Raw genomic sequence first — 21,120 nt, 5'->3', positions numbered from 1 at the left:
AATGAGAAAGGCACGCTCTTTCCAAATTAAACCAGTTCAATCGTATGGGACGCGGCCAAGGACGTTTACATGCTGATGAAGAATGCGACTTCCGTATCCACAGTAAGCGAGATCGCCGGTTTTGCCGACCGGGCCATTTCGGCATCTCTCAAGCCTGACGCGCGCAAGCTCTACAAGCGGAATATTCTGGATAGCCTGGGATGCGCGATCTCCGCGCTTCCGGGAGCGCCGTTCGCAGCGCTGCGGGAACAGTTTGCTGAGTACCGGTCCGGCGGGTCGTGCACTCTGATCGGCGGCGGTAAGACCGCTCCGGATCAGGCCGCCCTGTATAACTCGGGGTTGGTGCGATATGTCGACCTCCTTGACAGCTACATGTCGCCGGGCGGGCTCTGTCATCCAAGCGACAATTTCGGCGCAATCTTGGCTGCTGCCGAGCACGCCAAGGCATCCGGCGAAGACTTCATGCTCGCCCTTGCGGTAGCCTACGAAATCCAATGCCGGTTTACCGCCGTCGTCCCTGTCATGGCGAAGGGGTTCAATCATGCAATTCAGCTCGCAATATCCGCCGCCGCTGGAGCAGGAAAGCTGTTTGGGCTGAACGCTGATCAGATCGCGCATGCGATCTCGATCGCGACTGTCGACAACATTTCCCTCACTTGCGTTCATGTCGAGCCGGTATCGCAGTGGAAGGGCTTTTCTCCCGGAATGACAGGGATGCGCGCAGTCTATTCCGCATCGCTCGCTAAGCGTGGCTTCACCGGTCCATCTGGGCTGTTTGAGGGACCGAACGGGTTGCTGCGGATGTTTGATCAAAGGATCGACGTTGATTGGTCGGACGACTCGCTCGAGATCATCAAGCTTACGATCATGAAGAAATTCTGTTCGCTCATTCACGGTCAGCCGGTTCTCGAAGCCGTGCTCAAGTTGAAGCGCGACAATAAGTTGGCGGCCGGCGATATCGAGACCGTCCGTTGCGACATCTTCCAGTCAGGTTTCGACATCGCGGGCGGCGGCGCATTTGGCTCAAAAGACAGACCGCAGACCAAGGAGCAAGCGGATTACAACTTGAAGTACCTGATTGCGGCGGCGCTTTTGGACGATGAGGTCGGGCCCGCGCAGCTCGAGCAGGCGCGTGTCCAGGCTGATGACGCACAAGCCCTATTGAGCAAGGTAACGATAGCTTCCGACGATGCTTTCACCGCCAGATACCCGCACGAGCTGAATACCCGGATCGCTATCAAGGCCAAAGACGGTCGTACCTTCGATCGCGAGCAGCTTGGATACGAAGGCGGGCTCGGCAACCCGATGTCATGGGAACGCACGGTCGAGAAGTTCAACTGGCTGAGCGAGCCGTTTGCAGATGAAGCACTGCGTAACAGTATCATCAAGGCGGTCGAGAAAATCGACGAGCGACCGATCTCTGATTTGATGGATATCCTTGGGAAAGTGAACCCCAAGGCGGTCCACCCTGCGCTTCACCCCGGAATTCAATAGTCATTCGCGTCAACCAAGGAGTATCCCGATGTCAATGATTTCTTGCGACATGCGGTACGGCCGCTCGGATGAGCAAAAGCGGGCGCTTTCGGCCGGCCTGCTGCGTGTCGTCAGCGAAGCGACCGGTGAACCGGCCAACAATATCTTCTTTGTCATCAGAGAGGGACGAGGCATTAACTTCGTCGAGCATGGGCAACACCTGCCCGAATTTGTCGAAGGCAATGCCAACGACAAAGAGCTCATTGCTCGCCTGAAATAGGAAAGGGAGGCAACTATGCCCTATATTGAGTGTCATATCGCAGCGGGTCTCACCAAAACCCGTAAGACGCAGTTGATCCGTGACGTCGTCAAGGTTACCCACGAATCGATCGGCTCCGATCCGAAGATCATCAATGTTCTCCTTTTTGAGCATCCGGCCGACAACATGAGCATTTCCGGAAGGATACACGGCGAGGAATAGCTTAGCTGGCAGGAAGCGATTTCGAGCGGCTTCGCCAGTACAGAAAAGCCCAGGCTAGGCGCACCGGCCCGGGCAAGATGGGTGCGGGCTGCCGAGTAGAGGGGGCGCATCGCTTGTCGATCCGATTTCCCGAAACGTAGTGAAAGATCAAAATGACGAACAGCGTGAGTACCGCAGGGCAACGAATTCGCTCGGTAACGACCCGCGGAGTGATGGTCCCGCTGAGATTTACGCTGGGAACGAGCGCGGCCGTTGTAAGGGCAGTGCCGCTGTTGCTTGTCGATTTGCTGAACGAAGATGGTGTGACGGGCAAGGCCTACACGTTTTGCTACCGGCCCTCGGGCGCGACTGCCATATCCTCACATTTGCACGAGGCGGTCGAACTCCTCAAGGGCAAGAATGCCACACCTTTTGAGGCATCGCAGACCCTCACGCGCCAGTTTTCCCTACTCGGCGTGACCGGCGCTGTGCGGATGGCTCTTTCACTGCTCGATATGGCCATGTGGGATGCGACTGCGCAGATGCATCGTGCTCCGCTGTCCGCCCTACTCGGGTCAGGGCCCAAATCGCTACGCGCGTACGACAGCCGCGGGCTTGGGCTGATGGAACCGGATAGCCTTGCCAAGGAGGTGAGGGCGCTTCTGGAGAGCGGTTTAGGAGCAGTTAAGGTCCGGCTCGGATACCCCTCGCTTTTTGAGGACCTGGCCGCGTTGCGGGCTGTCCGCAATAGTGTTTCCGGCGCAGATATTGCGATCATGGTGGACTACAATCAGGCCCTGACACCCGCGGAAGCAGTTCTTCGTGGACGAGAGCTGGAAAAAGAGGGGATCTACTGGCTCGAAGAGCCGATAGCCCACGATGACTATGTGGCGAGCGCCGCACTGGCGCGTGAACTGAAGGTTCCGGTCCAGATCGGCGAAAACCTCAACGGTCCGGATGCCCTGTTGCGTGCCGTCACGACCGGCGCGAGCGACTACGTCATGGTCGACGTCGCGCGGATTGGCGGTGTAACCGGCTGGCTGCATGCGGCCGGTATCGCTGCAGCCCAGGGTATCGAAATGTCGTCGCATCTGATGCCGGAAGTCAGCACGCATCTTCTTTGCGCCACGCCCACCGCCCATTGGCTTGAGTATGTTGATTGGGCAGATTCGATCGTCGAAGAACCATTGAAAATCCGTGACGGAATGGTTCTCACGCCGGAGAGTGCCGGCAGCGGGATCTCATGGGACGAGGCCAAGCTAAAGCGCCTTGTTGCAATCTGAGTCCGGACAAAGAAGACCCCCAACGCCATGGCTCCCGAAACGCGCGAGTTGTTGCGGAGCTGTATCCAGTCGAACGGATACTAGATCGTCAGAAGCGCTCTGAGCAGCGAGGTTCGAGCGATCGTTTCCGCTGATATCGGCTCTCTGAAAGACTCGTCGGCTACAACGAAACGTGGTTTGGCCACCAAGAGATATAAGTGCCACTTTGCCGCGCGTTCCGCTCCTACATTCGACGGCGGGAAATGTGATGATCAGATCGGGGAAACGTTATGGATCGAAGGAATCTCTTGAAGACGGTTACGTTGGCGGGATCGGCACTTGCCCTGCCGGCACTTGTCGCGCCGGCCATGGCTGACAAGAAGAGCGCAGCCGCACCGTTGATTGAAAAGTTTGCAGCGACTTTGAGCGCGCACGACCTCGCGGCGTTCGCGGCGCTGTTCTCTGATAATTACGTCAACCACCAGCTCAGCGCAGCCGCACCGCCGCCGCCGCAGGGCAAGTCGCCGAAGCAGGGGACGGTGGCAGTTTTTACTGCGCGGCTGGCGGGAATACCGGACCTCAAGGTGGAGATCGAGTCCACGGTCGCGTCGGGCGATCGTGCGGCTGCAAGCTTCGTCTATAGCGGCACCCATAACGGCCCGCTTTCGGGAGTTGCGCCAACCGGTCGCACGCTCCGATTCACCTCCTGCGATATCTTCAGGGTTCAAGGCGGCCTGATTGTGGAGCATTGGGGCATGGGCGATATCGCCGGAGTCCTAGCGCAGTTGAAGGCCTGACCGGCAACTGTTCAAGCCTTCACCTCAGTGTTTGCGAGAGTTACATCTCCTCGGGTGACGCCCGGCTAAAACGGGCTATTTCAACCGGCGGGATTGTGATTCAAAATCCAGCACCGCTGGGGACTTCAAGGACCCAGTTTTCAGCGCCGTCGGGACACTCGATTTCGTGCCCGACGGCGTATTTTGTGATGATCGGCAGACAGGTGCCCCGAGCGGCATCATCCGGCCGCTGGCAAGCCAAAAATTGATCCCGAGTTCCTTTAGGTCCAACCGTGGCTTCGACAGGTTAGAGCTCACCCGTGAGAAACTGGGCACGTCCCAGCCCAAATGACCAATCCTCATCGGTGTTCGTTACGAACGTCACGACAACGTCGCTCGACGAAATGCCGCATTGATCGGCAAGCCGTTCCACCAACGAACTGCAGAATGTTTGCTTCATCACGCGGCTGCGAGGGCGAGTCGTGACTTGAAGGACAAGCATGTTGGGTGTGCGCTTGATACCAAGGCCCGTGTCCTCGATGATCATTCTAGAAGGCGGGTGCTCCCTCACGATTTGATAGCGGTCGCGATGAGGTACGTTGAATGTGTCGACCAACACCTCATGGGTGACGTCTAGTATCTTTCTGAGCTGCCGTTCCGAACGTCCCTCAACAAGATCGAAGCACAAAAGGGGCATTATCCATTTTCCGTGTCGCTATGGGTTGTCGCTTCGTCTTCAAGAGCGCGATCGCGGCTGTAGATCGAGTGTTGAAACCGACGGGCTTTCGCCGCCGTTTTTCTGGCCGGCCCGCTGCTGGTTAGCAGCGAGCCGGCCGTTGCGATCATGACATCGTGGGCATCACGAACTCGGCGCCGACGCGAATGCCGGTTGGCCAGCGGCTCGTGATCGTCTTCATTCGGCTATAGAAGCGGACGCCTTCCGGGCCGTGCATGTGGTGGTCGCCGAAGATCGACGCCTTCCAGCCTCCGAAGGAATGGAATGCCATCGGCACCGGGATCGGCACGTTGATGCCGACCATGCCGATCTTGATCTTGTGCGCGAACTCCCGAGCCGCGTCGCCATCACGCGTAAAGATCGAGGTGCCGTTGCCGAATTCGTGCTCGTTGATCATGCGCGCGGCGGTGTCGTAGTCGGGCGCACGGGCAACAGACAGGACGGGGCCAAAGATCTCTTCCTTGTAGATCTTCATGCTCGGAGTGACATGATCGAACAGCGACCCGCCGATGAAGTAACCGTCTTCGTAGCCCTGCATGTTGAAGCCGCGCCCGTCGACGAGCAGCTTGGCACCCTCTGCGACGCCAGCGTCGATATAGCCCCTGACCTTGTCCAGATGCTGCTTCGTGACCAGCGGACCCATTTCCGCTTCCGGATCCGTGCCGGGTCCGATCTTGAGACCGCGGATCTTCGGCTCCAGCGCCGAGATCAGCCGGTTCGCAGTTGTCTCGCCGACCGGCACTGCGACGGAGATCGCCATGCAACGCTCACCGGCCGAGCCGAAGGCGGCGCCCATCAGGGCATCGACCGCCTGGTCCATGTCCGCGTCCGGCATGATGATCATGTGGTTCTTGGCACCGCCCAGCGCCTGGCAGCGCTTTCCGGTGCTGGCGGAGGTCTCGTAGATGTACTTTGCGATCGGCGTGGATCCCACGAAGCTGATCGCCGAGATATCGGGATGATGCAGCAGCGCGTCGACGGTCTCCTTGTCGCCATGAACCACCCCGAATACGCCGTCGGGCAGGCCCGCTTCCTTGAGCCATTCTGCCACGATCACGGACGCCGACGGATCGCGCTCGGAGGGCTTCAGGATGAAGGTGTTGCCGCAGGCAAGCGCCACCGGAAACATCCACATCGGCACCATGGCGGGGAAATTGAACGGGGTAATGCCGGCGACCACGCCGAGAGGCTGGCGCACCGAGTAGCTATCGACGCGCGTTCCGACGTTCTCGGTGATCTCGCCCTTCAACAGCTGCGGGGCGGCCGTCGCGAACTCGACGACCTCCATGCCGCGCTGAATCTCGCCGACCGCGTCGGAGTGGACCTTTCCATGCTCGGCGACGATGACGTCTGCCAGCTGGCTGGTACGTTCCTCGAGGATTCTGAGGAAACGGTTGAGGATCCTCGCTCGTCGCAAGGGTGTTGTCGCCGCCCACCCCGCCGCAGCCTTCACGGCTGCCGCCACCGCATCCGCCACATCCGCGGCGTTCGCGATCGGCACCGATGCCGCTTGCTCACCGGTCGCAGGATTGAAGACGAACGATGACCGCTCGTTACGGCCAGACACGCGCTGGCCATTGATATAGTGCTGAACTTGCCGAACCACGATGAACCTCCTTGTTTTCCGCAAGCGCCATATGAAATACCCAAGCCTGCACATCAACGAGAACTATCGCGCATTTGTTGTGCGGAAATTCAAGTTAGGGAGCGGAATCAGCAATGACGCGGCATTTGCGTGAATCGTCTCCAGCCATGGCGTGTTGATCGCGCTGATGACGTCCATTTATTGAGTGGAGTTTTGCCCCTCTCGACAAAGGTCGAGCGGATCATCACAAGGCCATTGGGCAGCGTGAGCTTCCGTAGCACCCGCAAGAGTGATGTGGTCTCAGACGCTGCGGCGGATTTCGCGCACGCCGCGGCCGAGCTTCCGGCGCAGCAGCTCGCGCAACGTCACGCCTTCGGCGTAGCCGACCTCCGCCGCAATCTGATCGACGCTGGCATGGCCGGTTGTAAGCAGGTGAACGGCCCGCTCGATTCGCAAATCCTGGAGATATTCCAGCGGTGATTTGCCCAGCACGCCCTGCATCCGGCGCGCCAGCGTACGCTTGCTGGTGGCGAGCTCCGCGGCAGCCTGATCCAGCGAGAATCCCTCGGCCAGCCGCTGCCGCGCCCATCGTTCGAACTTGTGCACAAGTGGATCGCCGTGGACTACGTGCCCAGGTATCGCGTAGGCGGCCTGCGAGTTGCGGACGTCGGCCATCAAATACTTGCCGGTAAGGTCGGCCAGCGCAGGGTCCGCGCGTCGGATCAAGGTCAGCGCCAGATCCAGATGGCTGAGCGCCGCGCCAGCGGTGACGACCGTATTGGACTGAACGATGATTTTCGACTCGTCGAGTCGCACATGCGGATATCGCTCTCGGAACAGGGGCGCCAGCCTCCAGGTGGTGGTTGCTTCTTCGCCGTCGAGCAAGGCCGCTTCCGCCAGCACGAAGGTTCCGACGCAGGCGGCCACAGCCAGCGCACCACGCTCCGACCATTTGCGCAACACCGCACCGGCCTCGCGCACTTCGCCACTGGCCAGCATCTGTACCAGCGGCTTCGGCATGATCCGGTTGACGGCTGGCATCACCACCGCATCGGGCTTCTGCGCGCGTACTGCCGAGGTCACTGGAACATTCAGGCCCTGCGCCGTTGTGACGGTCTCACGCAATCCGACCTCTTTCGTCTTGAAGCGCACCGAGGAAATGCCGTGCATTTCCGCCAGCGCGTTGGCGAAGGCAAAGGCGTCGAGGACCGCGGCGAGACCGGTGTCGAGTACGTCGTTCAGAGCAAGGACATGGATACGCATGGCAAAAAACGATATCAGAATTAGGCGTTTTGCCAAAAACTCGGACTATGGACTCAGCTCGGATTTGCAATCCAGTACGGCTCAAAAATTAGCGGAATCCGGCTATGTGTTGGCCTAATCGGTATCAAAATTGGCAATTCTGCCAATACGAGCTGAGCCGATTATCTCATAGAGATGCATCCACTCTGCAGTTTTGGCAATCAACGAGTGGAGAAGAACAATGGCGCTCAAGTGTGGGTTATTCGTCCGGCTGGAAGCCAAGCCAGGCAAGGAACGGGCGGTGAAGGATTTTCTCGTCAGTGGCCTCGACCTAACAAATCAAGAGCGGGCACGCCGGTCTGGTTCGCCATGCAGCTCTCGCCGACGACGTTCGGCGTGTTCGACGCCTTTACCAGCGAAGAAGATCGCCAAGCACATCTCGCTGGCAACATGGCCAAGGCCTTGATGTCGCGGGTCGAGGAAATGCTGGCAAGACCGCCGTCAGTCGAGCCGGTCGACGTTCTGGCCGTGAAAAATCAGCCGGCCTGATCTTGGCGTCTGCCAAGCCAGATGCGAACTCGCCTCTACGAACACTGATTGGTCATCACCGGTCACCGCCCGGCGCCGAGATGGTCCTGCGAAACGGGCAAACTGAAACATACCAGGAGACTCCCATGTCCTTACTACGAAAGACTTCCGCGATTGCGCTCGTGCTTGCCATGACTGGTGCAGTCGCCCACGCCCAGACGAAGCCGGCTGCGAAGGAAGTTGTCATCGTCCATGGCGCACTGGCGGACGGCTCAGGCTGGCGCGCCGTCTACGACATCCTGACCAAGGATGGTTTCCATGTGACGATCGTGCAGGAGCCGCTCACCGGCCTCGCCGAGGACGTCGATGCCACCAAGCGGGTCATCGATCAGCAGACCGGTCCCGTTGTGCTGGTCGGTCACAGTTATGGCGGCTCGGTGATCACTGAAGCCGGTGCCGACCCCAAGGTCAGCGCCCTCGTCTATGTGGCCGCCTTGCAGCCCGACAAGGGAGAGGCCAGCGGCGCGCTGATGTCGAAGTTCGCCGCGCCGAACGATGCCATGCGGGTGTCCGTCAACAAGGCTACGCCGGACAACAAGTATTTCTTCATCCCGGCGGCGAAGTTCCGGGAAACCTATGCTCAGGACGTCCCGGCGGAGCAAGCTCAGTTCATGGCCGACTCGGAGCAGCAGCTTGCTCAGAAAGCCATGGGTGCACCGCTCTCGGTGGCGGCATGGCACAACAAGCCCAGCTACGCCATTCTGACCACTGAGGATCACGTGATCAGCCCTGAGCTTCAGCGCTGGATGTACAAGCGTTCGGGCGCCAAGGTCACCGAAGTGCCCGCAAGCCACGCTGTTTTCGTCTCGCAGCCCGCCGCGATCGCCCGCGTGATCGAGGACGCCGCGAAGTAGATGAAGAACTGGCGATCACGCCTTTGATCGCCTCATCCCGCCAGAGCGCGCATACTTTGCGGTCCACCGACACGTGAAGTATGTGCGCTTGGCAGGTAGCGCTTCCGAAGCGCCGGAGCATGATATGGCCGCATTTCCCGGCCCCGATCGGCCTGTCGCCGAGCGCTGGTACTTCCGCCATGCCGCGCTGGTGCGTGCGACGCATTGGATCAACGCCGTCTGCTTCGTGCTGCTCCTGATGAGCGGACTGCAGATCTTTAATGCCCATCCCGCTCTCTATGTCGGGGAGCAATCGGACTTTGACCATCCGGCCATGTCGATCCGTGCGCGCCTGTCCGAGAACGGCCTCGTCGGGGAGACGATGTTCGCCGGCCATTCCTTCGATACGTCGGGCATACTCGGTATCTCGAACGAGGACGGACAAATCTCGCAGCGTGCCTTTCCCAGTTGGATCACGATCCCGAACAACCAGGATCTGGCGACTGGCCGGCGTTGGCATTTTTTCTTTGCCTGGCTGCTGGTGCTGAATAGTCTCGTCTATTTTACCTGGGGCTGCGTAAGGCGACATTTCGACCGGGATCTTCTTCCCAGCCGTCGCGAGCTCAGCCATGTCGGAAGGGAGGTCCTTGAGCATCTGCGCCTGCGCTTCCCACGCGGTGCAGCGGCGAGGCGGTACAATGTGCTGCAGCAGCTTACCTATCTCATGGTCGTCTTCGTCCTGTTCCCGTTGATGATCCTCACAGGCCTTACGATGTCGCCAGGGATTGATAGCGCCGTACCGCAGCTGCTCACGCTGTTCGGCGGGCGCCAGACGGCGCGGCTGATCCACTTCCTCGTCGCATCGAGCCTCACGTTTTTCGTCATCGTACATCTCGTGATGGTGCTGGCCTCGGGTGTCTGGAACAATCTGCGCTCAATGATCACCGGCTGGTACGATCTCGGCAATCCGAGGACGCCAGATGTCGCTTGAACATCCACGGCGTCGCGATCTGTTGTGGGCATTTGCGGCAACTAGTGGCCTCGCTTTGTCGGGCTGTGACCGCGTCGCGGTCGCACCGCGCATCCGTTCTGTCCTCAATGCGGCAAGCGGCTTCACTTATAAAATACAGCGCCTCCTCATCGGGGCTCATCGGCTCGCGCCTGAATATAGTGAGGCCGACATCTCGCCGGCGTTTCGCCCCAATGGTTCAATCGATCCGCAGGACGAGGACTACCTCAAGCTCGTCGGCAATCATTTCGTCGATTGGCGCCTGAAGGTTCACGGCCTCGTTGAGCACGAACTGTCGCTGTCGCTTGAACAGTTGCGCTCCCTGCCCACACGGACCCAGATCACCCGGCACGATTGTGTCGAAGGCTGGAGCTGCATAGCTAAATGGTCCGGCGTGCCGCTCTCGGAAATTCTGTTGCACGCTGGCGTGAGACCAGCGGCGCGCTTTGCCATATTCCATTGCGCCGATACCTTGGACGATGGCGGCGAATCTCCTGGTTCCGAGAACATCCGCTACTATGAGAGTATCGATCTCATCGATGCTGCGCATCCGCAGACGATCCTCGCTTATGACATGAACGGTACACCTCTGACCGTTCGCCACGGTGCGCCGCTGCGATTGCGCGTCGAGCGGCAGCTCGGCTACAAGATGGCCAAATACATCATGCGTATCGAACTGGTGCAAGGCCTCTCTGGCCTGCATGGCGGTCAAGGCGGCTATTGGGAAGATCGCGGCTATGAGTGGTACGCGGGGATCTGAGCGAATCCTTGTTTATCATAAGCGGCCAATATCCAAGCCTCCTTCCGCGGGCAAGGCCGCGAGGTAGGCGCTGGACGTCGCAATGACCAATACTGCAAGCTTCTGACTGTCATCCTTCGCTTTGGCGACGCAGGCGTAGCCTGCTTGCTTCCATAGATTCGATATGGAAAGTTGGAATCTGCACATCATTGAGAAAAATTCGCGGTGTGCTTGCGGGAACTGAACTCGATGGATTGGGACCGCATCCGCATATTCCTAGAAGTCGCCCGCACGGGCCAAATTCTCGGTGCCGCTAGGCGCTTGGGGGTAAACCACGCGACCGTTGCACGGCAACTCACCGCGCTTGAGCAGGAATTGAAAGCCCGGTTGGTCGAACGTCGTACAACGGGCTGTGTCCTGACAAGCGCAGGCGAGGCCCTCGTCGCCGCGGCGGAGCGCGCCGAATCCGACTTCCTTCAGGTCGGTACCCAACTTGGCCGATCATCGGACGCCATCTCTGGCACGGTCCGCGTCGGCGCTCCTGATGGATTGGGCAACTACTTTCTAGCCAGCCACCTCGGTGCGCTTGCCGCGCAGCACCCCGACCTACTCATTCAGCTTGTTCCGCTACCACGGACATTCTCGCTGTCGAGGCGGGAGGCCGACATTGCGATCACCTTGGACCGCCCGAAGCAAGGGCGACTGATTGTCAAAAAGCTTACGGACTACACACTCAGTGTTTACGGTGCAGAGAGCTATCTGAAGCGCTTAGGACCAATCCGAAAGCAGGCTGATCTCGCCGGCCATCTTTTCGTGACGCATGTCGAGGATTTCGTCTACAGCCGCGCGCTCGACTACGCGTCTTCGCTCGGAAAAGTCATGACCAGGCACTACGAGTGCGGGAGCGTTGTGGCGCAGATGGAGGCGGTGAGGGGCGGTCACGGCGTGGGTATACTTCACGATTACGCTGCGCGGCGTTTTCCGGAGCTCAAGCGGTTGCTACCTGAGGTTCGCTTTGTGCGAAATTATTGGCTGATTTCGCATCCCGACACGCACCATACACGCAGAGTTTCGGAGGTTCATGCGCACATCGTGGCGAGGGTGCGCTCGGCCCGCCGGGAATTCACGGGTTAAACGGTTTGCCTTTTCCACGTCGTTCCGCGGTCAAGCAAATGGACGGCATGAAGAACGATGTCAGCCCTCCACTTATCTCTAATAGAGATACGTCTATCTCAAAAATGCGCTTGATGGCGAGACCGGTGACTGCCTAGCTCTGAACAGGCTTGATCACGAATTTTGCGGGAACGCGAAGGCTGCCCTCAAGACGGCAGGATCTAATATCAACCCGATGGGAGTTCGAACGCACCGGGAAATTCCGCACCCAGCATCCACAGCCCGCCTACGTATTGCGCTGAATGCTGTTCACAACCTCAAGCGCCAACCCGACCAGCGGACGTGACCAGGTCCCCAGCTTCCTATGGAAGATTGATGAACATAACAACGATCGCGGCGGAGTTCGCTCGGACGACGATATTGCCCAGAGCCCCTGTTTGGGAGAGGTCGCGCGCGATGGCCACGGCCGAAATCCGTGAAGCGATCAATGCGGGAATTGGATCAATTAGAATCGGCGCTGAGTATGGCGGCCTGGGTCTCGACTATTCGTCCACAGGAGCCGTCCTGCGAATCCTAGCCTCCGCGGACTTCGCGTTCGCGTTCAGCTTGGCGGTGCACAGCGCGGTTGCCGGATCGATATCGGAGCACGGAACGCCGGCTCAGATCGGTCGATACCTTCGCTCTGTAAAATCCGGAGAGCGGATACTGTCCGTATGCATAACCGAGCCCTCAGCAGGCTCCGATGCGGCCGCCATGCGGACGACAGCGACGCCTGACAAAGGTGGCTGGCGCATAAGCGGATCCAAGGCATGGATTACCAATGCCACGTCCGCGGATCTCTTTCTTGTATACGCCCAGACCGACTCTGGGGCGGGGCCGGCAGGCATTGCCGCCTTTCTCATCGAGAGGAAATGTCCAGGCCTCTCCATCACGGCTCCGTATGACCTCGTCGGATGTCATTCCATGGGTCTTGCCGGCGTCGAACTCGCCGACTGCTTCGTGCCCCATGAAGCGCTTTTTGCTCGTCCCGGTGATGGGTTCAAGCGGGCGATGAGCGGGATTGATGTCGCGCGTACGCTGGTTAGCGCCATGTGTTGCGGAATGATGGAAGCAAGCCTCGCATTCGCGATAGAGGCGACGGCCGAGCGTTTAGCGTTTGGCTCAAGGACGATCGACTTTCAGGGGGTGCAATGGATGTTGGCCGACGTCGCCACAGATCTTTCGGCCTCGGAGCTGCTCTTCAGAGCTGCCGCATCGAAGCTTGATCGAGGGGAGCGGGCGACGATTGATGCTGCGCACGCCAAGAAATTTTCTACAAAAGTAGCGTTGAACGCGGTCGCTCAATGCATGCAGCTTAGCGGTGCGCGCGGACTCTTGGCCGAGACAGCGATCTCGCGCCATCTCGCTGGCGCTAAAGCTGCCCAGTACCTGGATGGAACAACAGAGATACAGAATGTTGTCATCGCAAGGTCTCTTCGGCCGCGCGTAAATCAAGCTTTGTAGGTGTCAATGGAGCGGCCGCGCCGAATAGCGCAAAGGCCAGTCGTGCGGAGGTAGTGCGTGGCTCGTTCGCTTAGTGTCGATGAGATCATCGCGGAGTTGCCGCGTCGCCTTGCCGGGGTTAGTGTCCTGACGACTGAATTTCGGCAGGCGTTCGAGTCCCAGAAAGCATCGATCGGTCTGGATGGTGCCGCGGTGTACGTGGCGCATCCGCTTCAGAATAGAACCACGGCAGAGCTCCATCGGTGGGCCGAAGCCGCGGTAGATGAGATTCTGCAGATGATCGCGCGAGATCAGTCCAAGACGAAAATGCGCGAAACGGCCTAAGGGGGCGCGTGCATTGAAAGACTGCCACTTCCGAACTCGGCTCCTGGCTGAGTTCGGCGGGCGGCCACCTGCTCTTTGAACGAAAAATGGCGGCCTCGGTTGCTTCTAGTGTGACAGCCCATTGTTCCAGTTTCTGGAACAGAACCTGCCGGATGACGGCCATTCGGCGCGTGCCCAACCCGCACTAGGTTTGTGGGATCAGACGTGGACCGTCTGGCGGGTGATATTGACGTCGCACGCTGATGAGGTGAGGCAGGCATGGGAACTGAGCAGAAAGTAGTTGTCATCACCGGTGCATCGCGGGGCTTCGGCGCCGGACTCGTGAAGGCGTACAGCGATCGCAATTACCGCGTGATTGCCAACTCACGCTCCATCAAGCCCAGCACGGACCCGGACATCTTGACGATCGCGGGCGACGTCGCGGACCCCAAGACGGCTGATCGCATCGTCGAGGAAGGCTTGGCACGTTTCGGACGTATCGATACCCTCATCAACAATGCGGGGATATTCATCGCCAAGCCGCTGATCAATTATACCGAGGAAGATTATGCTTCGGTCGTTGCGATCAATCTTGGAGGCTTCTTCCGGATCACTAAACGCGTCGCGGCCGAAATGTTGAAGCAAGGCTCCGGCCATATCGTGCAGATTACGACCAGCCTCGTAGATCACGCCAACAGCAATGTTCCCTCGGTCCTCGCCTCGCTGACCAAGGGTGGGCTAAACGCAGCCACGAAGTCGCTCGCGATCGAGTATGCAAAAAAGGGAGTCCGGGTTAACGCCGTTGCTCCTGGTGTCATGAAGACGCCAATGCATGCTCCCGAAAAGTATGAATTTCTTGCAAAGCAACATCCTGTCGGGCGGATGGGAGAAATTCAGGACGTCGTCGACGCGATCCTCTTTCTCGAAAACGCTCCCTTCGTCACCGGCGAGATTTTACACGTCGACGGCGGCCAGAGCGCCGGTCGCTGATCTCTATGGAGCGGCGGCCGGTGCCAGTTCTCCGGTTCGCTCTTCTGGACCGCGGGTTGGGTTCCCGGGCTATTGGCGGACTCAGACCTTTCAACCGGACCGGTACTTCACCGGGCAAGCGTCTCGATTTGATAATCGCGGTTCGCCGCTTTGAGCTGGGATGCCATCAGCTCGGCGTTGGCGACCCCGGGCCGGTAAAGGCGGAAACGAGCCGACGCGAGCTCTAACGGAGCGAAATTCCCAGTGTCTGTTCGCGGCGAGAGCACGCCGGCAGCGTCTTGGGAGGAGGTACTATGCAGGGCACACCTATTCAGGCGTCGAAGAAGGGGCCTCTCGATGGCATTACGGTCCTTGATTTCTCGCGGGTCTTGGCCGGACCGTATTGCACGATGGTCCTGGCCGATCTCGGTGCGCGCGTTATCAAGATCGAGAAGTTCGGCACCGGCGACGATACGCGCGCGTTCGGCCCATTCGTCGACGGCGAGTCGGCCTACTTCATGTGCTTCAATCGGGGCAAGGAGAGCATTGTTCTCGATATCAAGTCGCCGCGCGACAGAGAGTTGCTCGAGCGGCTGCTGGACAAGGCCGATGTGGTTGTCGAGAACTTTCGTCCCGGCGTCATGGACCGGCTTGGTTATGGCGCCGAACGGCTCGCCAAAACTCACCCGCACATCGTCTATGCGTCGATTTCGGGATTTGGCCATACTGGGCCCTTCAGTGATCTGCCCGGTTACGACATGGTCGTGCAAGCCATGGGCGGGGTGATGAGCTTGACGGGATGGCCGGACGGCCCGCCGTCGCGTGTCGGGACCAGCTTTGGTGACCTCGGCGCCGCTCTTTTCGCGACAGTCGGCATCCTTTCCGCGCTCTACAAGCGCGTACAAAACGCACAAGGAACGCGTGTGGATATCGGCATGCTTGACTGCCAGGCGGCTCTGATGGAGACGGCTCTCGCACGCTATGACGTGGAAGGTAAGATACCTGGCCGTACCGGCGACAGTCACCCTTCATTGGCTCCGTTCGAAAGCTTCGCCGCAAAAGACGGGCGCGTCATCATAGCCGCGGGCAACGACACGCTTTTCATGCTGATGGCAGACGCGCTTGGATCGCCTGCGTTGGCACTGGATCCTCGTTTCATGAGCAATGATCTGCGATGCAGCAATCGCCCCGCTATGATTGCGGCCATCGAGGCGATCACCACGCGCGAGCCTGTTGAGCACTGGATCGCAAAACTCAATGGGGCCGGCGTTCCTTGCTCACCGATCAACACGATCGACAAGCTGTTTGATCACCCGCAGCTCAAGGCGCGGAACATGATCGTGAAGGTGAGAGGTGAGGGCGCCCGTCACATCCGCACTGCCGGCAACCCGATCCGTCTGAGCGGATACGCCGAAAACGATGTCGAAACGCCCGCCTGTTCGCCGGGCCTTAATCAGCACCGCGAAGCAATTCTGAACGAGCTCATGGCGACACACGGCGCTTATGCGACCGCAGTGGCCGGAGACGTTAACCCTGACGATGTCGATGCAGTCGGCTCGCTGCCGCGAGCGGCCGAATGACCCGGGCATCTCCCAAACGTAGGAAACAGGCCATGAGCAATACCGTCGCGCCCATCCGTAAGGACGGCCCATCCTCCTCCGAACAGCCTGCCGTAACGCCCGAGACGAGCTCGCCGCAGATGATTATCATGGAGCGCCGCGATCGTGTAGGTCTCATTACCTTGAACCGGCCAAAGAGTTTGAATGCCCTGAACGGTCAACTGGCGGTCGAGACATTGGCGGCATTGAAGGCGTTCGATGCCGACGATCGAGTCGGTGCGATCGTGATCACCGGCAGTGCGCGCGCCTTTGCCGCCGGGGCAGATATCGCAGAAATGGCCGAGAAGCCCTTCACCGATTTCTACATGAATGATTTTCTCGGACCCTGGGATGACGTCAAATCCATTTCCAAGCCGATCATAGCGGCGGTCGGCGGGTTTGCGCTTGGTGGCGGCTGCGAGCTGGCGCTGCTCTGCGATTTCATTATTGCATCGGAAGACGCACAATTCGGCCAACCGGAGATCAAGCTCGGTATCTTGCCCGGTATTGGAGGGTCACAGCGGCTAACCCGGGCGGTCGGCAAATCGCTTGCCATGGATCTCGTTCTGACCGGCCGTACCATTGGAGCCGCCGAGGCGAAGGCTGTTGGTCTCGTTGCGCGAGTCGTCCCAAGCAGCGATCTTCTACAGGTTGCGCTGGAAGCCGCGCATACCATTGCCGGCTATAACGCGCCGGCCGTCAAGATGGCCAAGGAAGCCGTTAATCGTGCGTTCGAAGGACCCCTTTCGGAAGGGCTGCGGCATGAACGTCTTCTGTTTCAGGCAGCGTTTGCGACCGAAGGGCAGAAGGAAGGCATGAACGCCTTCGTCAACAAGCGGGCGCCGGTCTTCCGCCACCGCTGACAGCTCACCGTTCCGGACGGCGGTCTGTGATCTAGACACGCTGGCCCAGGCGCAGCGCACTACAACGTTAACCCTCAACAATCGGAGAAGACGGTGGTTTCCAGCACTGAACTGGACGGCGACTACGACTACATCGTGGTGGGAGCCGGGTCCGCGGGCTGCGTCGTCGCAAACCGATTGTCGACCGATACAAAGAAGCGGGTGCTACTCTTGGAGGCCGGCGGCAAGGACAACTGGATCTGGTTCCACATTCCGGTTGGCTACCTGTTCGCGATCGGCAATCCGCGTTCGGACTGGATGTTCGAGACCGAAACCGAACCGGGGCTGAACGGCCGTTCACTTAAATATCCGCGCGGCAAGGTGATTGGCGGTTCGTCCGCGATCAATGCCATGATTTCGATGCGCGGACAGGCGTCAGACTATGATCATTGGCGCCAACTCGGTCTCACCGGTTGGGGCTGGGACGATGTCCGTCCGGTGTTCAAGCGCCTCGATGACCATTTCCTGGGTGAATCTGAGCATCATGGCGTCGGCGGCGAGTGGCGCGTGGAACGGCCAGGTGTGAAGTGGGATATCCTCGATAGCGTGGCGGAAGCGGCAGTCGAGATGGGCATCCCAGCGACGACCGATTTCAACACCGGAGTCAATACCGGTGTCGGCTACTTCCACGTCAATCAGAAGCGAGGCTTTCGCTGGTCATCGGCGCGCGGCTTCCTCAAGCCAGTACTTCATCGTACCAATCTGCGTCTTGAAACAGGCGTTTTGGTCGAGAAGGTGCTGTTCGACGGCAAGCGTGCTGTGGGTGTCCGATTCCAGCAGCATGGGCGGACGACCGATGTTCGCGCGAAAGGCGAGGTGATCCTATGCGCCGGCTCGGTCGGTTCGCCCCAGATCCTTCAACTATCCGGCGTCGGACCGGCGGAATGGCTCGGCGAACTTGGCATTTCCACCGTCGCCGACAGGCCTGGTGTTGGGCGCAATCTGCAAGACCACCTACAGCAAAGAGCGATCTACCGGGTCCACGGCGCCAAGACACTCAACGAGACCTATCACTCGCCGATTGGACGAGCACTGATGGGGCTCGAATATGCATTGTTTCGGCGCGGTCCTCTTACGATGGCGCCGTCTCAGCTTGGGATCTTTACAACCTCATCGCCCCACTTCGATCGTCCAAACATCGAGTTTCACGTTCAGCCTCTCTCGCTCAATAAGTTTGGAGAGCCGCTGCACCGCTTTCCTGCGATCACGGTCGCGGCCTGCAATCTCCGGCCGACGTCCCGCGGTACCATCCGCCTGCGCTCGGTGGATCCCTCGGCGAAGCCTATTATCGCGCCGAACTATCTTTCGACCGACGACGATCGCCGCGTGGCGGCCGACGCCATTCGCGTTACACGCCGTCTGATGAAGCAAGCGGCGCTCCGCCGTTTCCGCCCTGAGGAGTTTATCCCAGGCCTGTCGGTTGATGACAGCGAGAGCGCTCTCGCCAAGGCCGCCGGCGATATCGGAACGACCATCTTTCATCCGGTTGGCACAGCGAAGATGGGCTTGGAGCACGATCCGCTCGCGGTCGTGGATCGGCACCTGCGCGTGATTGGTCTGGATGGGTTGCGCGTTATCGATGCGTCGGTGATGCCGACGATAACTTCGGGCAACACGAATACGCCGACAATCATGATTGCTGACAAAGGCGCAAACTTTGTTCTGTGGGACGCCGTCTAGATCGATGCGGCAGATCCTTCAAGAAAGAACCCGGCCGAAGCCGGGTCGAGGTATCCCACGGCATGGCTATTCGCCGTGGAAAGGAGCCGCAAATGGCCGGCGTCAAGAGCCCCCAGTCCACGAGATCGACACCGTATCGATCTCGCGCGAGGCTCTTGAGCACGGCATAACTCAGCTGTGAAGATGGAAGACCTTGTTCATGATCTGCCACTTCCCGTCCGTCTTCAGCAGCGTGAACATGTCGGTGAAGCGCGATCCCTTCCAGTTATCGATCTCCAAACGCACGTTCGCGATCGTGCCGACGATGTCGATCTCTGAAATGCGAGATTGGATTCCCGCGGCCGCTCCGTTCTGGTCATTCCAGTCGAACAGCCCCTGAATTGGCCCCGCAAACAAGTCGGGCCCGACATATCCGAAAATCGTCGCGTCCTTGTGGAAGGCGGGCTTCATATCGTTTCCTTTGCCCGACTTGGCGCCGTCCAGATAGTGTTGAACGACCTTCGTGATGGCTTCATAGTCACCCAAGTTCGTTGCTGTGCCACTCATCTTTTACTCCCTTGTGAAATCTAGCGGTGGCGCCATGGCCGAAGTGGAAAACACCCGCCGGCGCCCCTAACTGCCGGCGCCGTCGCAGTAGGAGCTCGCCCGCAATTTCCAGCCATAACCTAGTAAGACACCAGTGCTCCTCACAGCCCCGGTGCAGGCAAAGCATATGGTACCGGTTCACAGCGATGTTGAGCTGGTGGGCATTCTCTAAAACGCAGTGCGAGACAACACGCGCGCAGTCCGCTTCGCGTAAGGCCGCCTGGCCAAGGAGCTAGGCACCATGGCTGGCCTCACTTCCTGGAAAGCGTCAAAGTGCCTTGGCGAGCCTCGAAATTCCCTCTTCGATCGCCGTTTCTGACAATGCCGCGAACCCGAGCAGAAGATATCTGTCGCAATTCTCGAGGTAATCCGCGTCGCCGATATTCTGGTCGCGCAACGTGTAAACGCCGATCTGCTGCTTCAACATGAGCGTCTGCAATTTGACGGCGCTCGGAAAATCCGGCGGCAACTCCCACACTAGGTGCGTGCCGCAATGTACCGGGTTTATCTGGACGGATCCGATATGCTTTTGAAGCGCCAGGATCAAGCAGTCGCGCCGCGCCATATAAGTCTTGCGGATTTTTCTCAGATGCTTTTCAAAGGCACCGGTCTCGATAAAATCGTTCAGCACCGCCTGCTCAAGCCAAGGGACGCCGGTGCACGGAAAGCCGTGATCGAGCAATGAAGCGGCATGAACGGCCGGATCAACCAGATGCGGCGGTAGGACCATGTAGCCCACTCTCAGCCCTGGGCCGATGGAAGCTGCAAACGAGCCAACATAGACGACCCGCCCGTGGCTATCGAGACTCTTCAGAGGGGGCGGCGGTGAACCCTGATACCTGATCTCGGTGTCGAAATCGACTTCGACAATGTGAGAGTCCGTTTGATCGGCCCAGCTCAGCAGAATGTCGCGTCGGGAAGCTGACAGCATGACGCCCATCGGATACTGACGCGCTGAAGTGGCAAAGGCGACGCAGTTCCGGGACTGCGGCAAGTGTCTTACAACGATCCCGCTTTGATCGACGGGAACAGGCGCAATATGCGCGCCATAGGCCCGGAAAAGGTCCGCTGTTGTCCGGCAGCCTGGTGCTTCCATTGCTACTGTCGTACCCGCGCGGACGAACAGGTGAGCGGCGACATTCAACGCTTGCTGAACGCCTGTAACGATGACGATTTGATCCGGGGTGCATGAAATGCCGCGCGAAGCGCCAAGATACGCGGCAAGCGTTTCACGCAACTCCCGAAGTCCCTTGGGCGTTCCGGAATACGTCAAGTTGAATTTTGACGATTGCATGCGCCAATTCGTTAGGCGACGCCATACGCTGCGTGGGAAGCAGGCCGGATCAGTGCTCTCGAGTGCAAAGTCACAAACGATTTCACTGGGGGACACGGATCGCTTTTTGTCGTCAGCAACCGGAACGAACAAGTGAACCGGCTTATGGTAGGTGGCATCGTGGTTCGAGCCGCTTGCAACCGACAGAGAGTTGTCGGGAAAAGTCGTCGACACGTATGTTCCAGCGCCCTCCCGCGACTCCAGATAGCCTTCGGATGTCAACGTTTCATAGGCTAGTATGATTGTATTACGAGAGACCCCGAGCTGCTCACTGAGGGCACGGGTACCGGGAAGGCGTGCGCCAGGTTTCAAGCGGCCAGACACGATCAAGCCGTGGATTTGCTTGAAAACTTGATTCTGCAGCGACGCGGCGGATAGGTCAATTTCAAGTGCTAATTGCATCGGCTGCTCCAATCGTTCGACAGTCGGTA

21 protein-coding genes are annotated in these 21,120 nt (G+C 59.1%); 16 read left to right on the top strand and 5 right to left on the bottom strand.

Features of this window, described 5'->3' with window-relative positions; translation table 11 throughout:
• Nucleotides 1–69 precede the first annotated feature (69 nt).
• The 5 genes from IVB19_RS31530 to IVB19_RS31510 all read left to right on the top strand — a co-directional run bounded on the left by IVB19_RS31530 (nt 70) and on the right by IVB19_RS31510 (nt 3,992).
• Nucleotides 70–1,494 carry an MmgE/PrpD family protein gene (locus IVB19_RS31530; RefSeq protein ID WP_247820666.1) on the top strand — a complete coding sequence of 475 codons (1,425 nt, stop codon included), beginning with the start codon at nt 70–72 and terminating at the stop codon, nt 1,492–1,494.
• 28 nt (nt 1,495–1,522) lie between these two features.
• Nucleotides 1,523–1,753: a tautomerase family protein gene (locus IVB19_RS31525; protein WP_044999827.1), complete on the top strand. Its 231-nt coding sequence runs from the start codon at nt 1,523–1,525 to the stop codon at nt 1,751–1,753.
• A gap of 15 nt (nt 1,754–1,768) precedes the next feature.
• Nucleotides 1,769–1,954 carry a tautomerase family protein gene (locus IVB19_RS31520; protein WP_247820665.1) on the top strand — a complete coding sequence of 62 codons (186 nt, stop codon included), beginning with the start codon at nt 1,769–1,771 and terminating at the stop codon, nt 1,952–1,954.
• Nucleotides 1,955–2,106: 152 nt separating this feature from the next.
• Complete coding sequence (locus tag IVB19_RS31515; protein ID WP_247820664.1) at nt 2,107–3,216, top strand: enolase C-terminal domain-like protein; 1,110 nt, start codon at nt 2,107–2,109, stop codon at nt 3,214–3,216.
• Between the two features lie 347 nt (nt 3,217–3,563).
• Nucleotides 3,564–3,992 (top strand): ester cyclase, encoded by a 429-nt coding sequence (locus tag IVB19_RS31510; RefSeq protein ID WP_247820663.1) that lies wholly within the window; start codon nt 3,564–3,566, stop codon nt 3,990–3,992.
• 286 nt (nt 3,993–4,278) lie between these two features.
• On the opposite strand, the gene IVB19_RS31505 is transcribed toward IVB19_RS31510, so the two are convergent.
• The 3 genes from IVB19_RS31505 to IVB19_RS31495 form a co-directional block, all read right to left on the bottom strand.
• Nucleotides 4,279–4,668 (bottom strand): tautomerase family protein, encoded by a 390-nt coding sequence (locus IVB19_RS31505; protein WP_247820662.1) that lies wholly within the window; start codon nt 4,666–4,668, stop codon nt 4,279–4,281.
• Nucleotides 4,669–4,813: 145 nt separating this feature from the next.
• Complete coding sequence (locus IVB19_RS31500) at nt 4,814–6,313, bottom strand: CoA-acylating methylmalonate-semialdehyde dehydrogenase (RefSeq protein ID WP_247820661.1); 1,500 nt, start codon at nt 6,311–6,313, stop codon at nt 4,814–4,816.
• Nucleotides 6,314–6,592: 279 nt separating this feature from the next.
• On the bottom strand, nt 6,593–7,555 hold the full coding sequence (locus IVB19_RS31495) for a GlxA family transcriptional regulator (protein ID WP_247820660.1): 963 nt from the start codon (nt 7,553–7,555) through the stop codon (nt 6,593–6,595).
• Nucleotides 7,556–7,762: 207 nt separating this feature from the next.
• Here IVB19_RS31495 and IVB19_RS31490 point away from each other — a divergent pair, with 207 nt between their 5' ends.
• From IVB19_RS31490 to IVB19_RS31440, 11 genes are all read left to right on the top strand, one after another.
• Nucleotides 7,763–8,083, top strand: coding sequence for a putative quinol monooxygenase (locus tag IVB19_RS31490; protein WP_524536721.1), 321 nt, complete (start codon nt 7,763–7,765; stop codon nt 8,081–8,083).
• A gap of 125 nt (nt 8,084–8,208) precedes the next feature.
• Nucleotides 8,209–8,976: an alpha/beta fold hydrolase gene (locus IVB19_RS31485; RefSeq protein ID WP_148776617.1), complete on the top strand. Its 768-nt coding sequence runs from the start codon at nt 8,209–8,211 to the stop codon at nt 8,974–8,976.
• Between the two features lie 124 nt (nt 8,977–9,100).
• Nucleotides 9,101–9,946, top strand: a complete 846-nt coding sequence (locus tag IVB19_RS31480) for a cytochrome b/b6 domain-containing protein (RefSeq protein ID WP_247820659.1) — start codon at nt 9,101–9,103, stop codon at nt 9,944–9,946.
• Complete coding sequence (locus tag IVB19_RS31475) at nt 9,936–10,724, top strand: molybdopterin-binding protein (protein ID WP_247820658.1); 789 nt, start codon at nt 9,936–9,938, stop codon at nt 10,722–10,724. Before IVB19_RS31480 ends, IVB19_RS31475 begins: the two co-directional genes overlap by 11 nt.
• 228 nt (nt 10,725–10,952) lie before the next feature.
• Nucleotides 10,953–11,837, top strand: coding sequence for a LysR family transcriptional regulator (locus IVB19_RS31470; protein WP_247820657.1), 885 nt, complete (start codon nt 10,953–10,955; stop codon nt 11,835–11,837).
• Between the two features lie 354 nt (nt 11,838–12,191).
• Nucleotides 12,192–13,319: an acyl-CoA dehydrogenase family protein gene (locus tag IVB19_RS31465; RefSeq protein ID WP_247820656.1), complete on the top strand. Its 1,128-nt coding sequence runs from the start codon at nt 12,192–12,194 to the stop codon at nt 13,317–13,319.
• 57 nt (nt 13,320–13,376) lie between these two features.
• A complete protein-coding gene (locus tag IVB19_RS31460; RefSeq protein WP_247820655.1) occupies nt 13,377–13,643 on the top strand; it encodes a hypothetical protein in 267 nt (88 codons plus the stop codon).
• Nucleotides 13,644–13,901: 258 nt separating this feature from the next.
• Nucleotides 13,902–14,612 (top strand): SDR family NAD(P)-dependent oxidoreductase, encoded by a 711-nt coding sequence (locus IVB19_RS31455; protein ID WP_247820654.1) that lies wholly within the window; start codon nt 13,902–13,904, stop codon nt 14,610–14,612.
• Between the two features lie 293 nt (nt 14,613–14,905).
• Nucleotides 14,906–16,171 (top strand): CaiB/BaiF CoA transferase family protein, encoded by a 1,266-nt coding sequence (locus tag IVB19_RS31450; protein ID WP_247820653.1) that lies wholly within the window; start codon nt 14,906–14,908, stop codon nt 16,169–16,171.
• A 119-nt stretch (nt 16,172–16,290) separates the two neighbouring features.
• Entirely contained in the window at nt 16,291–17,052 is a 762-nt protein-coding gene (locus tag IVB19_RS31445) for an enoyl-CoA hydratase (RefSeq protein WP_247821739.1), read from the top strand.
• 93 nt (nt 17,053–17,145) lie between these two features.
• The gene (locus IVB19_RS31440; RefSeq protein WP_247820652.1) at nt 17,146–18,771 is read left to right on the top strand and encodes a GMC family oxidoreductase; all 1,626 of its coding nucleotides are present in this window, start codon (nt 17,146–17,148) and stop codon (nt 18,769–18,771) included.
• Nucleotides 18,772–18,942: 171 nt separating this feature from the next.
• On the opposite strand, the gene IVB19_RS31435 is transcribed toward IVB19_RS31440, so the two are convergent.
• Both IVB19_RS31435 and pdxR read right to left on the bottom strand, forming a co-directional pair.
• Nucleotides 18,943–19,317 carry a nuclear transport factor 2 family protein gene (locus tag IVB19_RS31435; RefSeq protein WP_247820651.1) on the bottom strand — a complete coding sequence of 125 codons (375 nt, stop codon included), beginning with the start codon at nt 19,315–19,317 and terminating at the stop codon, nt 18,943–18,945.
• Between the two features lie 307 nt (nt 19,318–19,624).
• Complete coding sequence (gene pdxR / locus IVB19_RS31430; protein ID WP_247820650.1) at nt 19,625–21,091, bottom strand: MocR-like pyridoxine biosynthesis transcription factor PdxR; 1,467 nt, start codon at nt 21,089–21,091, stop codon at nt 19,625–19,627.
• Nucleotides 21,092–21,120: the final 29 nt, after the last annotated feature.

Source organism: Bradyrhizobium sp. 187 (assembly GCF_023101005.1).
In the GTDB taxonomy this organism is placed as follows: Bacteria; Pseudomonadota; Alphaproteobacteria; order Rhizobiales; family Xanthobacteraceae; genus Bradyrhizobium; species Bradyrhizobium canariense_D.
Note: the sequence above shows the minus strand (reverse complement) of the source record. Positions and strands in the feature narration are given on the sequence as shown.

Coding starts and splice junctions, on each gene's coding strand:
- IVB19_RS31530 (WP_247820666.1), top strand. CDS start 70: ATGCTGATGAAGAATGCGACTTCCGTATCCACAGTAAGCGAGATCGCC.
- IVB19_RS31525 (WP_044999827.1), top strand. CDS start 1,523: ATGTCAATGATTTCTTGCGACATGCGGTACGGCCGCTCGGATGAGCAA.
- IVB19_RS31520 (WP_247820665.1), top strand. CDS start 1,769: ATGCCCTATATTGAGTGTCATATCGCAGCGGGTCTCACCAAAACCCGT.
- IVB19_RS31515 (WP_247820664.1), top strand. CDS start 2,107: ATGACGAACAGCGTGAGTACCGCAGGGCAACGAATTCGCTCGGTAACG.
- IVB19_RS31510 (WP_247820663.1), top strand. CDS start 3,564: ATGGCTGACAAGAAGAGCGCAGCCGCACCGTTGATTGAAAAGTTTGCA.
- IVB19_RS31505 (WP_247820662.1), bottom strand. CDS start 4,668: ATGCCCCTTTTGTGCTTCGATCTTGTTGAGGGACGTTCGGAACGGCAG.
- IVB19_RS31495 (WP_247820660.1), bottom strand. CDS start 7,555: ATGCGTATCCATGTCCTTGCTCTGAACGACGTACTCGACACCGGTCTC.
- IVB19_RS31485 (WP_148776617.1), top strand. CDS start 8,209: ATGTCCTTACTACGAAAGACTTCCGCGATTGCGCTCGTGCTTGCCATG.
- IVB19_RS31480 (WP_247820659.1), top strand. CDS start 9,101: ATGGCCGCATTTCCCGGCCCCGATCGGCCTGTCGCCGAGCGCTGGTAC.
- IVB19_RS31475 (WP_247820658.1), top strand. CDS start 9,936: ATGTCGCTTGAACATCCACGGCGTCGCGATCTGTTGTGGGCATTTGCG.
- IVB19_RS31470 (WP_247820657.1), top strand. CDS start 10,953: ATGGATTGGGACCGCATCCGCATATTCCTAGAAGTCGCCCGCACGGGC.
- IVB19_RS31465 (WP_247820656.1), top strand. CDS start 12,192: ATGAACATAACAACGATCGCGGCGGAGTTCGCTCGGACGACGATATTG.
- IVB19_RS31455 (WP_247820654.1), top strand. CDS start 13,902: ATGGGAACTGAGCAGAAAGTAGTTGTCATCACCGGTGCATCGCGGGGC.
- IVB19_RS31450 (WP_247820653.1), top strand. CDS start 14,906: ATGCAGGGCACACCTATTCAGGCGTCGAAGAAGGGGCCTCTCGATGGC.
- IVB19_RS31445 (WP_247821739.1), top strand. CDS start 16,291: ATGATTATCATGGAGCGCCGCGATCGTGTAGGTCTCATTACCTTGAAC.
- IVB19_RS31435 (WP_247820651.1), bottom strand. CDS start 19,317: ATGAGTGGCACAGCAACGAACTTGGGTGACTATGAAGCCATCACGAAG.
- pdxR (WP_247820650.1), bottom strand. CDS start 21,091: ATGCAATTAGCACTTGAAATTGACCTATCCGCCGCGTCGCTGCAGAAT.